The sequence below is a fragment of the Bradyrhizobium sp. CCGB12 genome, from assembly GCF_024199845.1.
Taxonomy (GTDB): domain Bacteria; phylum Pseudomonadota; class Alphaproteobacteria; order Rhizobiales; family Xanthobacteraceae; genus Bradyrhizobium.
The window spans coordinates 6,198,313-6,211,477 of sequence record NZ_JANADO010000001.1 but is presented as its reverse complement, the minus strand read 5'-3'; the positions used below and the strand labels follow the sequence as shown (position 1 = coordinate 6,211,477).

Sequence of the window (13,165 nt, the reverse complement as noted above, 5' to 3'; positions counted from 1 at the left end):
ATATAGCAAGCTATTCACATCCTTCGCGGCGGCGTTGGTAAGACGCAAGTTCAACGAACGATAAAAGCGGGAGGAACGGATGAAGAGGCGTTGGTCTAATTCTTGTTTACCCCTTGTTGCTGGCGCAACACTGATCGTTTCGTCAGCGTTGGCCCAAACCGTGGATACTGCGCGGATCGAGAATGCCGGCCAGAACGATTGGCTGACTTACCACGGTTCATACAAATCCTACCACTACAGCCCACTCGCGCAGATCAATGCGAGCAACGTCAAAGATCTGAGCGTTGCCTGGATCCATATTCCTGGACGCTCGACTCGTGGCCTGCAATCAATGCCGCTCGTGGCTGATGGCGTGCTCTACTACACGGGATCTTACAGCCGGGTCTTCGCGCTCAACGGCACGACGGGCGAGGTGATCTGGTCGCATTTCCCGGAACTGGACGAAGCGTTGATCGCCCGCCAGACCCATTCTCCCTACAATCGCGGCGTAGCGCTTGGCGAGGGCAAGGTCTTCGTCGGCACCATGGACGGCAGGGCTCTTGGCCTGGATATGAAGTCGGGGAAGGTCCTCTGGGAAACCCGGCTGATCGACTCGCAGAAGCTCACAGTTGGTTTCACCGGCGCGCCGCTTTACGCGAAGGGTACGGTGATCATCGGAGCACAAGGCGGTGAATGGCCGGGCCGCGGCCCGATCTTCGGCCTGGATGCCACCACTGGGAAGAAGAAGTGGGAATTCCTGACGGTCGCAGGCACCGACGAGGCCATGAAGACGTGGGGAAATGATTCCTGGCGCACGGGCGGGGGCGGCGGCTGGATGCCGGGTACTTTCGACTCCGAGACCAACACCGTCCTGTGGGGCACCGCAAACCCGGCGCCGCTCTACGATTGGTCGGGCGCCGACTACAAGACGCAGGGCGCGCGTCCCGGCGACAATCTCTATACGAGTTCAGTGATCGGTCTTGACGTCGATACCGGAAAGCTAAAATTCTATCATCAGGAATTGCCGCATGACGCCTGGGACTTCGACAGCGCCGTCGGCGAGTTTGTGATGCTGGAACGCGACGGCCAGAAGTTCGTGGTTCATCCGAACAAGGGCGGCTTCGTCTTCGTTTACGACCGCAATCTCGCGGTGAAAAATGTCTGGCGGCTTGTTGAGAACATCAACTTCGTCAAGGATATCGACCCCAAGACGGGCGCCCTGATCGGCCGTCGCGACTTCACCGCGGGGAAAGTTACCGAACCGCCACTGTGCCCATTCATTGGCGGCGGTATCAGCTGGAACGCCGGCTCGTACAACCCCAAGACGGGCCTCTACTACAAGATCGGCCAGGAATGGTGCATGACGCTCGACGTCCAGAAGACGACGCCGGTCACCGCGCCACAGGTCCAGCTCAACATCGGCGCTGATTTCAAGATGGCTCCTCCTCCGGGCGGCGAGATCTATGGACATCTCGACGCGCGCGATCCCATCACCGGGGCCAAGAAATGGGAGGTTCGCTATCCCGAGCCGCCGCTTGGGAGCGTCCTGTCGACCGCGGGCAATCTCGTGTTCGTGCCCGACTCCCGCGGCATCCTCCATGCCTACGATGCTGAAACCGGCACCGAGCTGTGGAATCACAACAACGGCACGGGCCATCAGGGCGGCATCGTCAGCTATTCCGTCAATGGCAAACAGTACATTGCCGTGGCCGCAGGCTTTGGCGGGATGCTGGCGGACGAGTATGCGCCAAACTTCGGCGGCGTCTACAAGAGCATGCCGCGTGACGACGGCGCGCTTGTCGTCTTCAGCCTGAAATAGATCATCGCAGATTGCCGGGGAGCAGGCGCAAGCTTGCTCCCCGTGCGTTGACGTTGCGGGCGGGCTTCAGGACATGGAGCTGGATACCTTGAAATTGCATTTGAAGAAGTTCACCGCGCTGCTGTTGGCAGTGCTGGGCGCTTCGTCGCTCTATGCCGCACCCGTTCTAGCGCAGTCTGCGACCCCTGCACCCGACAACGGGACGTTCGACGTCGAGCAGTTGTTCGCGGGGACTTGCGGCTTTTGCCACTCCGACGGCGGTCGGGCCGCCGGCAAGGGCCCGCAGCTGATGAATTCGCCGCGCGACGACGAATTTCTGCACAGCCGCATCAAGAGCGGCAAGTCTGGCGCGATGCCGGCATTCGGCGGGGCCTTCACCGACGCGCAGATCGATCAGATGGTCAAATATATCCGCGCCTTGAAGCCGCGCGAGGGTTAAATCTCCGAGGCGATCCTGTCGATACGAGGATGCGGAATGAAGACAATTCTCTCATTTGTGGTCGGCGCCGTCATCGCGCTGTTGAGTCCGGCGCAGGCGCGAACCCTGGACGCGATCCGTTCGTCCGGCGCGCTCGGGTTATGCGCTCATCCCAACTCGCTTCCTTTCGCGAGCAAGACCGCCGATCCTCCCGGCTTTCAGGTTGAATTTGGACAGGCGCTGGCACGCGAGCTCGGCGTCTCGCTGCGGCTCGACTGGATCATCACCCAATACCAGATGCGGAGCGCCGGCTGTGACATTCTTCTCGACGTCATCGCCGACCGCGAGGCGCAAGGCGAAACCCGCTTGAGGATCTCAAAGCCGTATCGTCGCACAGGCGTCGCACTCGCCGTGTCGCCATCCAGCACGCTGACCTCGTTCCGGGACCTCAACGCGCATACCAAGGTGGGGGTGCAGGTAGGGTCCGTCGCAGCGATGATCATCGGTCAACGGAATGTGCCTACGTCTACCTTCGGCTTCGAGAGCGACAGCCTTGACGCCCTGTCAAACAATGAGATCGATGCTGCTGCGGTGACACCCACGGCGGCGAGCTATTTCAATCTGACGCATCCGGATAAGGCGCTTCGCATCCTGGATCGCGACGAGAGTGTGGCCGATCTCAACTGGAACGTCGCCGTCGGCATGCTCCGGCCGGATGATGCGTTGCGCGAAGCCATCGATGGAGCCCTGGAACGATTGCGAAACGACGGCACGATCGATCGGGTATACGGTCGCTACGGGGTCGTAGTGCAAGCGCCGAAATAGCTGCGCGACGGCGTCCGGCCGAGAGATATGGAAAATTGGTCTCGAGCGCAGTCGCCCACCATCCAGGCCGGGGTGGCCGGGACGGCGGGCTAATTTGATTCGAGTGTCGCTACGCCGCCGCCTTCTTCCGCGCCTGCTCGGCCTTGTACAGCTCGAACTCCTCCGCGATCGCGCGTGCGACCGACGGCCGCTGACGCAGGCGCTCGTAATACGCCTTCAGGTTTGGCCATTTCGCGAGTTCGATCGGCGGCGTCGCCATCGTCCAGTTGATGACCGTGACGAGGTAGGCGTCGGCGACGCTGAAATGGTCGAGCAGGAATTCACGCCCCTCGAGATGATTGTCGAGATAGTCGAGCCGCGACAGATTTTTCTCCAGCGCATAAGCCTTGGCCTCCTGCGGCGCCTTGCGGTCGAGCACGGGAATGAACAAGGCTTTGTGCAGCTCGGTGCCGACGAAGCAGAGCCATTGATGCAGCCGCGTGCGCTCGATGCCTGCGGTGGCGCCGAGGCCGGATTGCGGAAAACGATCGGCGACATATTGCAGGATCGCCGCGTTCTCGGTCAGCACCACGCCCTCATCGGTGCGCAGCGTCGGCACTAGGCCGATCGGGTTCACGGTGCGGAAGTCGGAACCATCGTTGAGCACCTTCTTCGTCGGCGGATCGACTTCGAGATAATTCGCCTCGGCGCCGGCTTCATACAGCGCGACGCGGGTCGCCATCGAACAGGCGAGCGGCGAGAAATAGAGATCCATCTGTAGCCTCCTTGGGCAATTCCTCGATGTGACTTTTGGAGTGTCGCTCAACCTGGCCAGATTGATTTTTGTACTGTCTTGCATAATATAGGACCGGTCAAGGATTATTTTGCGAAATGGTACAAAAATCGAAGCCGCCAACTGCTGCCACTGAACCCAGGCGCCGCGGCCGGCCGCGCGCCTACGAGCCCGAAGTCGCGCTCGGCAGAGCGCTCGACCTGTTCCGCAAACAGGGTTTTGCCGCGACCTCGCTCGACGATCTCAGCGAGGCGACCGGCATGAATCGCCCGAGCCTCTATGGCGCCTTCGGCGACAAGCGCGAGCTCTACATCAAGAGCTACCAGCGCTACCGCGAGGAAGCGCGCGCAGCGATGGTGGAGATCTTTCGTCAGGAAATGCCGGTGCGCCAGCGCCTCGAGCGCATCTTTGCCGCCGCGCTGAACATCTATCTGTCCGGCGAGACCGGCCCGCGCGGCTGCTTCACGGTCGTGACCGCGGCCTCAGAGGCGGTCAGCGACCCCGAGATTCGCGCCATGGTGCTCGACGGCCTCACCGAGCTCGACAAGGCTTTCACCAATTGCTTCCGCCGCGCCAAGGAGAACGGCGAGGTGCCGGAGAGCGCCGATCCGGCGGCGCTGGCACAAGTCGCGTCGTCGACGGTGCATTCCATCGCCATCCGATCGCGTGCCCGCGTGTCGCGCAAGGAGCTGGAAGCAATCGTGAAGGGCGCGATCGACGTAATGGTGGGAGCCAAACCGTGAGCTGTCGTCCTGGCCTGCGCCGAGACGACACGGAGTAATGTAGCGCGGGCTAATTCCCCGACGTCGTCCTGGCGAAAGCCAGGACCCATAGCCACCGAATACAGTTTGGCGAAAGCCCGGGGTTAGAATGTCGCGCCGCAATTTCTTCTTGGGGTAACGGGTCCTGGCTTTCGCCAGGACGACGCGAGTGTGGGCACATCGGCGAGCTCTAATACCCCCTGGCTCGATCCACCACGTTCTCCAGTACGCCGCCCGCCTCGAAACGCGCAATCTGCTCGGCGACGTAGGCCGAGATTGCGTCCGCGTCGGTGTCCGCCGCATTGTGCGGGGTCAGCACCACCTTGGGATGGCTCCAGAACCGGCTGACAGCCGGCTGCGGCTCCTGCACGAAGACATCGAGCGAGGCGACGCCCAGCGTGCCGTCGTCGAGGCAGGCCAAAATGTCGGCTTCGTTCTGCAGGCCGCCGCGGCCGGCATTGATCAGCACCGGCGCGCCGAGCGGACTGTTACGGTTGAGCTTTGTGAAGACGTCTCGGTTGAGGATGCCGTGCGTATCCGGCGTCAGCGGCAGCAGGCAGACCAGTATGTCGGTCGCGCGCAGGAATGCGTCGATCTGCGCGGTGCCATGGAAGCATTCGACGCCTTCAATGGTGCGCGGGCTGCGGCTCCAGCCGGTGACGCGGAAGCCGAGCCGCCGCAACACGTCCGCCGCGTCGGTGCCCAGCGTGCCCAATCCCATGATGCCAACGGTGATCGCGCTCGCCGGCCATTGATATGTCGGCTCCCAGCGTTTGGCGCGCTGCGAGTCCCGCAGGTAAAGCTCCTGGCGATGGTGCATCAGCACATGCAACACGACATATTCGGTCATGCGGTTGGTCAGGTCAGGCACGGCGACGCGCACGAGCGGCACGTCGGGCAGGCTCTTGTCCGCCATCAACGCGTCGACGCCGGCGCCCAGATTGAAGACCGCACGCAGATTGGGGAACGCACCGAGCTCACCCGGCGCCGGCTTCCACACTGCGGCGTAGTGCACCTCGGCCGGATCAAGAGCGGAATCGGGCAGCAGCGCCACGCGGCGGTCGCCGCAGACCGCGTCGAACCGGGCCTTCCAGCGCTCCGGCAGCCAGTTCTGTTGCGTGCTGTTGATCAGGACGGCCAGTGTGCCCATGGTCATTCGAAGTGCCTCGTCGAGTTCCGCTTGAGAAGGCCCTCCTTGGCACGATCTGCCGGATTTTTCTTGCAAATTTTTTCCGCAGCCCTGTCGGGGTGGGGCATATTGGCGCGTCTTTAGAACAGACGAGGAAAGTGTCGCCTATGCTTTATGCCATCCTTTGCTATCACGATGAGGACTTTGTCGGCTCCTGGAGCAAGGAGCAGGACGAGGCCGTGATGAAGAAGCTCGCCGTGGTGCAGGAGAAGCTCACCAGCCAAGGCCGGCTCGGTCCGGTGGCGCGGCTGCTGCCGACCACGGCGGCGGCGACGCTGCGCAAGGAAGACCCGCCCCTTGTGCTCGACGGCCCCTATGCGGAGACCAAGGAGCAGCTGCTCGGCTTCTACATCGTCGACTGCAAGAACCTCGACGACGCGCTCGATGTCGCTCGCGACCTCGGAGCCGCCAATCCCGGCGGTGCCTATGAGGTGCGTCCGGTCGGTGTGTTCAGGCCAGGAGGGAATCTGACGTGAGCGAGGCCGACACCGCCTGGATCGAGACTGCGCTGACCTCGGCGCGACCCCAGGCGGTCGGCGCGCTGCTGCGCTATTTCCGCGATCTCGACACGGCCGAGGAGGCCTTTCAGAACGCCTGCCTGCGCGCGCTGAAGACCTGGCCGCAGAACGGGCCGCCGCGCGATCCCGCGGCCTGGCTGATCATGGTCGGCCGCAACGTCGCCATCGACGAGGTGCGCCGCGCCCGCAAGCAGCAGCCGCTGCCGGAGGACGACCAGGCGATTTCCGACCTCGACGATGCCGAGGGCGCGCTCGCCGAGCGGCTCGACGGCTCGCACTACCGCGACGACATTTTGCGGCTGATGTTCATCTGCTGCCATCCGCAACTGCCGGCGACGCAACAGATCGCGCTGGCGCTGCGCATCGTCTCGGGTCTCACCGTGAAGCAGATCGCGCGCGCCTTCCTGGTCTCGGAGGCGGCGATGGAGCAGCGCATCACGCGCGCCAAGGCGAAGGTCGCCGAGGCCGGCGTGCCGTTCGAGGCGCCCGGGGCGATCGAGCGCTCCGAGCGGCTCGCCGGTGTCGCGGCGATGATCTACCTGATCTTCAACGAAGGCTATTCGGCAAGCGGCGACACCGCGGAGATCAGGAAGCCGTTGTGCGAAGAGGCGATCCGGCTGGCGCGACTGCTGCTGCGGCTGTTCCAGAGCGAGCCGGAGATCATGGGGCTGACGGCGCTGATCCTGTTGCAACATGCGCGCAGCGCCGCGCGCTTTGCCGCGGACGGGTCGCTGATCCTGCTGGATGACCAGGACCGTTCGCTGTGGAACGGCCCCATGATCGCGGAGGGCCTCGCGCTGATCGACAAGGCGATGCGTCACCGCCGCAGCGGACCCTATCAGATCCAGGCCGCGATCGCCGCGCTGCATGCGCGCGCCGCGACGCCCGAAGAAACCGACTGGACCCAGATCGATCTGCTCTACGGCGCGCTCGAAGTGGTGCAGCCCTCGCCGGTGGTGACGCTCAACCGCGCGGTCGCGGTCTCCAAGGTGCGTGGGCCGCAGGCCGCGCTCGATCTGATCGAGCCGCTGGCGCCGAAGCTTGCCAACTATTTCCATTTCTACGGCGTGCGCGGCGCCTTCCTGATGCAGCTCGGCCGCAACGACGAGGCCCGCATCGCCTTCGACCGCGCCATCGCGCTCGCCAACACGTCCGCGGAAGCCGCCCACATCCGAATGCATCTCGATCGCCTGATCCGGGACAGCCAGCCGAAGTCGAAGGAAAGCGCGAAGGCGAAGTAAGACGCGCCACCATCTCCGTCGTCGCGCCCGGGCTTGACCCGGGCATCCACGTCTTGCCATCGGCGTTGAAGGACGTGGGATGGCCGGGACAACGCCCGGCCATGACGTGGGGCGGGCAGTGTGCCAAAATTTTCGTTTCCGTCTTGTCGGTTGGGGCCTTCCCCGTTCGTCCTAGGCTCCGTATCCCCCGGAGTCATCCATGCTGAAAGCCATTGCCGTTATCGCCATCGTCCTCGCGGCCGGAATTGCGGCCGTGCTCGTTTTTGCCCTGACGAAACCCGACACATTCCGCGTCGAACGCAGTCTCGCCGTGAAAGCGCCGGCCGATGCGATCTATCCGGTGGTCGCCGATTTCCGCCGCTGGACCGCCTGGTCGCCCTATGAGAACCGCGATCCCGCCATGAAGCGGACCTTCGGCGGAACCGCGGAAGGCAAGGGCGCGACCTATGCCTGGGACGGGAACAGCAATGTCGGTGCCGGGCACATGGAGATCCTCGAGGCGAGCACGCCATCAAAGCTTCGCATCAAGCTCGATTTCGAGCGTCCGTTCGAGGGCCACAACACCGCCGAGTTCACCTTTGTGCCGCAAGGCGATGCCACACTGGTCACATGGGCGATGTACGGTCCGGCCCCGTTCATGTCCAAGGTCATGCAGGTGTTCATCAACATGGATAACATGATCGGCAAAGACTTCGAGGCCGGCCTCGCCAGCCTGAAGAAGCTCACCGAGAAATAGCGCGCTCAACGAAGCGAAGAAGAGGAGAGAAACGATGCTCAATCCCTATCTGTTCTATCAGGACACCTGCGAAGCGGCGTTCAACTTCTACGCCAAGGTTCTCGGCGGCAAGATCGAGGCAATGATGCGCTCATCGGATGCGCCGCCGGACATGCCCGCTTCGCCAGGCCGCGAAAAGATGATCATGCATGCGCGCATGTCGCTGCCCGACGGCAGCGTTCTGATGGCCTCCGATTCCCCGCCCGAGCATTTTCAGAAGCCGCAGGGCTTCTCGATTTCGCTCACGGTCAAGGACCCCGCGGATGGCGAGCGCAAATTCAACGCGCTCGCCGACGGCGGCACCGTCACCATGCCCTACAGCAAGACGTTCTGGGCCAAGGGCTTTGGCATGTGCGTCGACAAGTTCGGCATTCCCTGGATGGTGAACTGCCCGGAAGGAATGTGACGCGCGAGACCGTGCGCATGACAGGTTGAGCTGCAATCCCCTCTCTCCAATGCTGCGGGAGAGGGGACACATCGGGAGTCGTTGCGGAGCGTAGAGCCGTTCCGTCACAGGCGCATCGGCTCTACCTTTTTACCGGACCGATCCGGTCACGTCTTGGCCCGGCGGCGACGATTGTACGCAGCGAGGGCAGATCATGAGCTTGGTGCCGAGCTGCTTGTCGTTCTCCGCTTCGATCTCGTCACGGACCGCCCACCACGCGTCGGAATATGGCCGCAAGGTACCGAGCACGCGCTCCCGCTCCTGATTGGGATCGCTCGCCGTGGGCGCAGGGGCCGTTGCGCGCTGCCTTGCGATATGAGGACGGTTCGGGCCCTTGTTGGGGTCTTGGCCGAGGCCATCCCATGCGATCGGACGACGCTCCTGCGCCGGTGCGACTGCACATCCAAGCAGCGTTGTGCAGAAAGTGAGCAAGATAAAGCCGTATCGCATCATGCCGGACCCAAAGTTCAGTGCGCGATGGGCAAGATCCGCGTGAGAACCTGCATCGCGTCGGTCAAATGGAACTTAAGGCAAACCAGCTGGCCGGCATGGCCCAGGAATAAATTCACGATACGCATCACTTTGCGCGAGCAGTGAGGCCGCTTCATGAAGCAATGCGGGCTGCATCGCACAACAATTGACGCAATATTGGGCTTGTGATCTGCACGCCAGAATCGCTATTGGTGATTCATAAAAATTACAAACTGGGATGGACGTCACGAAGGGGAGCGGCCGATGGCGACGGCGCTACAGATCAATTTTGCTCTTTGGGGAATGCTCATCTGCGCCAGCATGAAACTGGCGCCGATGATTCAGTCTCTCTTCTGAACGCGGCCAGCGTGTAAATGGCCAAGACCCGGTGCGCACGTTGCGTGCGAGCACAGGGAACCTGCCGTATGGCCTCGGCCCAGCCAAACCGACCAGCGCTAGTGTGAGTCGTTCACAGAGCTCATTCACGTCAGACTTTTGCCAGCTGCCGAGATCGTCAGCGGCAGCGCGGATAGATCGCGGCGAGATCACGTCCCCTCAGCAGGAGCAACCGCGAGGTGAGGCCGCCACGGCGGCTGATCCAGTCGCGCACCGGGCCGGGATAGGCGGCAAGCACCGCGACCGATGCCTCCGGCTCGGCATAGAAGCGCCCGCGCCGGTCGACCGAACGCGCCGCATGGAAGCCGAGCACGGCACGTTTGGTGACGCAGATGCGCTCGCCCGGCACGATGCTCAGCACCAGGGTGCAGGCGGATAGGCAGGGACCGTCGATCACCACGCGCTCGCCGCTCTCGCGCACCTTCTCGAACAGGTCGAGGAACGGCCCGACTTGTCCGCCCGGAGACTGGATGATGCGGATCTCGGCGGCGGCGGGCGGAGAGGCGAGCAAAGCTGCCGTGAGCATCAAGGCTGTGACGAAAGCAGCGCGTTGCATGGAGCACTCCACAAGCTCGATTCCGTAGGGTGGGCGGTAGCGTGCCCACCAACTGCACCGCAAATTTGCAGAGGCACGGTGAGCACGGCGCCTGCGCGCCTTTGCCCACCCTACAATTTCCGGGCCTACCCGTTGCGCCGCTGGCCGCGCAATGTCGGCAGGCCGATACCCGCTGCATCGAAGCCCCCATCAACGGCCAAAATTTGTCCGGTGATGTAGCTCGCGTTTGCCGAGCACAAAAAGTAGATCGCGTCCGCGAGTTCCTCTTCCAGGCCGTAGCGGTTGAGCGGAATGGCGTCGTGATAGTCGGCGCGGATCTCCTTGGTATGCACCTGCTTCGCCATCGCGGTGTCGACAGGCCCCGGCGCGACCGCGTTGACGCGGATGTTGAGCGAGGCGAGCTCGACAGCGAGCTGCTTGGTGAGGTGTGCGAGGCCCGCCTTGCTGGTGCCGTAGGCCGAGCGCAGCGTCGAGGCGCGCACGGCCGAGATCGAGGTGATGTTGACGATGGCGCCGCCATTGCCGTCGCGCATCAAGGGCACCGCCGCCTTGGTGCAGAGGAAGGGCCCGGTGAGATTGACCTCGAGCACGCGGCGCCAGTCGGCCTCCGACGTCTCCATCAGCGGCGCGAACACCGCGATGCCGGCATTGTTGACGAGCGCATCCAACCGGCCGAACCGCCGCTCGATCGTCGTCATCGCAGCGCTGACCGCGGTCGCCTCCGAAACGTCGCAGGACAGCGCCAGCGTTGTCTCGGCTTGACCGATCTCGGCGACCGCGCGGCCGAGCAATTCGCCCTCGATATCGAGCAGCGCCACGCGCCAGCCCTCGGCGAGGAACTTCTTCGCGGTCGCAAGCCCGATGCCGCGCGCGGCTCCGGTGACGAGGGCGACTTTTTGCGGGGGTGCGGTCATGAGCTGATCTGTCCTGTCTCGAAAAGGGGCGCGCGCGAGCGCGGCCTCCTTTTACTGCGCTTTGGTCCCGGCGAGGAAGGGGCCCGCAGCGATGCGGCCGAGCGCGGGCCCGCGTCGAGCCGTCACCCTGAGGTGGCCGTTTCTTCTGCCCTCGAAGGGCGACGGCCACAGACCGGGCCGATGCATCAGGAGGCTCACACTGCTCTGTAGTGTGAGCCTCAGGATGACGGAATAGAGATGAAGAAGGTGGCGCCTACGACAGCTCCGCCGACGCGCGCTGCATGTTGGCCGACATGTCCGACGTCACGATGCTCTGCTCCTCGATCGCGGCGGCGGTTGAGGTGATGAACTCGTTGACGCCGGCGATCGCCGCCCTGATGGCCGTGAGCGAACCGACGACGTCGCCGGCGATCGTGTTCAGCGCGCCGATCTCCGTAGAGATCGTGTCAGTGGCCTGCTTGGCTTGGTTGGCGAGGCTCTTCACCTCTGAGGCGACAACGGCGAAGCCGCGCCCGGCTTCGCCTGCGCGGGCCGATTCGATTGTGGCGTTCAGCGCGAGCAGATTGATCTGGCCGGTGATGCCGGAGATCATCTCGACGATGCCGCTCATGGCCTGCGCGGCGGCGTTCAAGCGCTGCGCCTGGCCGTCGGCGGCTTCGACGCGGCTGGTCGCGATCTTGGAATTCTCGCGCGACTTCGCCATGGTCTCCGAGATCTCGCGGATCGAGGCACTCATCTCTTCGCTGCCGGCGGCAACCGCCTCGATCAGCCCGCGGGCGTTATCGGCCTTCTTGCGGCCGATCGCCTGCGCGGTGATGTCGGTGGCGTATTTCACCACCTTGTAGGGTTTGCCGTTGAGGTCGAGGATCGGGTTGTAGGACGCCTGGATCCAGATCTCCCGTCCGCCCTTCGCGATCCGCTTGTATTCGGCGGCCTGGTATTCGCCGCGGTTGAGGGCCTCCCAGAACTGGCGATAGGCCGCCGAGTCCTTCTCGTTCGGCTCGACGAACATGGAGTGGTGCCGGCCCTTGATCTCCGCCAGCGAATAACCCATCGCCTTGAGGAAATTTCCGTTTGCGGTGCGGATCGTGCCGTCCATGTCGAACTCGATCACTGCCTGCGACTTCTGGATCGCGGCGAGCTGGCCGTCATTGTCGGCTGCCTTCATCTTCTGCGCGGTGACGTCGGTCGCGAACTTCACGACCTTGAACGGCTTGCCGGTCTCGTCGAGGATTGGATTGTAGGTTGCGAGGATCCAGATTTCCTTGGCCCCCTTGCCGAGGCGCTTGTATTCGCCTGCCTCGAACTGGCCGCTGTTCAGCCGCGCCCAGAAGTCGGCATAGGCGGCGCTGGCGCGGTCCTCTGATGTCACGAACGTGCTGTGATGCTTGCCCTTGATCTCATCGAGCGAGTAGCCCATCGCCTGCAGGAAGTTCTCGTTGGCGGTGACGATGGAGCCGTCCATGTTAAATTCGATCACCGCCTGGGCACGGTTGATCGCAGCGATCTTGCCGGAATCCTCCATGGCCTTGATCTTGTCCGCCGTGATGTCGGTCGCAAATTTGATCACGCCGACCGGCTTGCCGCTCTTGTCCATGATCGGATTGTAGGAGGCCTGGATCCACACCGCCCGGCCGTCCTTGGCAAAGCGTTTGTATTGCGCGGCCTGGTACTCCCCACGATTGAGCCGCGCCCAGAACTCTCGATAGCCGGCGCTTTCGCGCTCAACCGGATCGACGAACATCCGGTGATGCCTGCCCCGGATCTCGCCGAGCGAATAGCCCAACGCCTGCAGGAAATTCTCGTTCGCGCTCACGATGGTGCCGTCGAGCTTGAATTCGATCACCGCCTGTGAGTGATCGATCGCCGCGGCCTGCGCGAGGGCATGCTGGATCTTGGAATTTGCGCTGAAACCGAACATCTGGAATTCCCCCCGCAATGGTTCAACTATGCGTCGGCCGAGTTGCAATTGGCCTCCTCGAAAAAGTTGCATGCGCGCGTTGATCAACTGTAAACCTTTGCAGGAAGCTGCGGCGTCTCCGTAGTTCCACCTGCGCCGCCATGTTGCTCTGTTCGCTGGGATTCT

14 protein-coding genes are annotated in these 13,165 nt (G+C 63.2%); 8 read left to right on the top strand and 6 right to left on the bottom strand.

Annotated features, from left to right (window positions below; translation table 11 throughout):
* Window positions 1-79: 79 nt before the first annotated feature.
* The 3 genes from NLM27_RS28445 (at window position 80) to NLM27_RS28435 (ending at window position 3,041) form a co-directional block, all read left to right on the top strand.
* Window positions 80-1,798, top strand: coding sequence for a PQQ-binding-like beta-propeller repeat protein (locus NLM27_RS28445; RefSeq protein WP_254146434.1), 1,719 nt, complete (start codon window positions 80-82; stop codon window positions 1,796-1,798).
* An 88-nt stretch (window positions 1,799-1,886) separates the two neighbouring features.
* Window positions 1,887-2,237: a cytochrome c gene (locus NLM27_RS28440; protein ID WP_254146433.1), complete on the top strand. Its 351-nt coding sequence runs from the start codon at window positions 1,887-1,889 to the stop codon at window positions 2,235-2,237.
* 36 nt (window positions 2,238-2,273) lie between these two features.
* Entirely contained in the window at window positions 2,274-3,041 is a 768-nt protein-coding gene (locus NLM27_RS28435; RefSeq protein WP_254146432.1) for an ABC transporter substrate-binding protein, read from the top strand.
* Window positions 3,042-3,150: 109 nt separating this feature from the next.
* On the opposite strand, the gene NLM27_RS28430 is transcribed toward NLM27_RS28435, so the two are convergent.
* Complete coding sequence (locus NLM27_RS28430; protein WP_254146431.1) at window positions 3,151-3,795, bottom strand: glutathione binding-like protein; 645 nt, start codon at window positions 3,793-3,795, stop codon at window positions 3,151-3,153.
* Between the two features lie 116 nt (window positions 3,796-3,911).
* Here NLM27_RS28430 and NLM27_RS28425 point away from each other — a divergent pair, with 116 nt between their 5' ends.
* On the top strand, window positions 3,912-4,556 hold the full coding sequence (locus tag NLM27_RS28425) for a TetR/AcrR family transcriptional regulator (protein ID WP_254146430.1): 645 nt from the start codon (window positions 3,912-3,914) through the stop codon (window positions 4,554-4,556).
* A gap of 208 nt (window positions 4,557-4,764) precedes the next feature.
* Here NLM27_RS28425 and NLM27_RS28420 read toward each other — a convergent pair whose 3' ends face one another.
* Window positions 4,765-5,730 carry a glyoxylate/hydroxypyruvate reductase A gene (locus tag NLM27_RS28420; protein WP_254146429.1) on the bottom strand — a complete coding sequence of 322 codons (966 nt, stop codon included), beginning with the start codon at window positions 5,728-5,730 and terminating at the stop codon, window positions 4,765-4,767.
* A 140-nt stretch (window positions 5,731-5,870) separates the two neighbouring features.
* On the opposite strand from NLM27_RS28420, the gene NLM27_RS28415 reads away from it, so the two are divergent.
* The 4 genes from NLM27_RS28415 (at window position 5,871) to NLM27_RS28400 (ending at window position 8,703) form a co-directional block, all read left to right on the top strand.
* The gene (locus NLM27_RS28415; RefSeq protein WP_008546388.1) at window positions 5,871-6,239 is read left to right on the top strand and encodes a YciI family protein; all 369 of its coding nucleotides are present in this window, start codon (window positions 5,871-5,873) and stop codon (window positions 6,237-6,239) included.
* Window positions 6,236-7,522, top strand: a complete 1,287-nt coding sequence (locus tag NLM27_RS28410) for an RNA polymerase sigma factor (protein ID WP_254146428.1) — start codon at window positions 6,236-6,238, stop codon at window positions 7,520-7,522. The genes NLM27_RS28415 and NLM27_RS28410 overlap by 4 nt, the downstream gene beginning before the upstream one ends.
* A 199-nt stretch (window positions 7,523-7,721) precedes the next feature.
* Entirely contained in the window at window positions 7,722-8,258 is a 537-nt protein-coding gene (locus NLM27_RS28405) for an SRPBCC family protein (protein ID WP_254146427.1), read from the top strand.
* A gap of 34 nt (window positions 8,259-8,292) precedes the next feature.
* On the top strand, window positions 8,293-8,703 hold the full coding sequence (locus tag NLM27_RS28400; RefSeq protein WP_254146426.1) for a VOC family protein: 411 nt from the start codon (window positions 8,293-8,295) through the stop codon (window positions 8,701-8,703).
* A gap of 129 nt (window positions 8,704-8,832) precedes the next feature.
* On the opposite strand, the gene NLM27_RS28395 is transcribed toward NLM27_RS28400, so the two are convergent.
* From NLM27_RS28395 to NLM27_RS28380, 4 genes are all read right to left on the bottom strand, one after another.
* The gene (locus tag NLM27_RS28395; RefSeq protein WP_254146425.1) at window positions 8,833-9,195 is read right to left on the bottom strand and encodes a hypothetical protein; all 363 of its coding nucleotides are present in this window, start codon (window positions 9,193-9,195) and stop codon (window positions 8,833-8,835) included.
* Window positions 9,196-9,727: 532 nt separating this feature from the next.
* Window positions 9,728-10,165, bottom strand: coding sequence for a hypothetical protein (locus tag NLM27_RS28390; RefSeq protein WP_254146424.1), 438 nt, complete (start codon window positions 10,163-10,165; stop codon window positions 9,728-9,730).
* 125 nt (window positions 10,166-10,290) lie between these two features.
* Complete coding sequence (locus tag NLM27_RS28385) at window positions 10,291-11,079, bottom strand: SDR family NAD(P)-dependent oxidoreductase (RefSeq protein WP_254146423.1); 789 nt, start codon at window positions 11,077-11,079, stop codon at window positions 10,291-10,293.
* Window positions 11,080-11,332: 253 nt separating this feature from the next.
* A complete protein-coding gene (locus tag NLM27_RS28380; RefSeq protein WP_254146422.1) occupies window positions 11,333-13,000 on the bottom strand; it encodes a PAS domain-containing methyl-accepting chemotaxis protein in 1,668 nt (555 codons plus the stop codon).
* Between the last annotated feature and the right edge of the window lie 165 nt (window positions 13,001-13,165).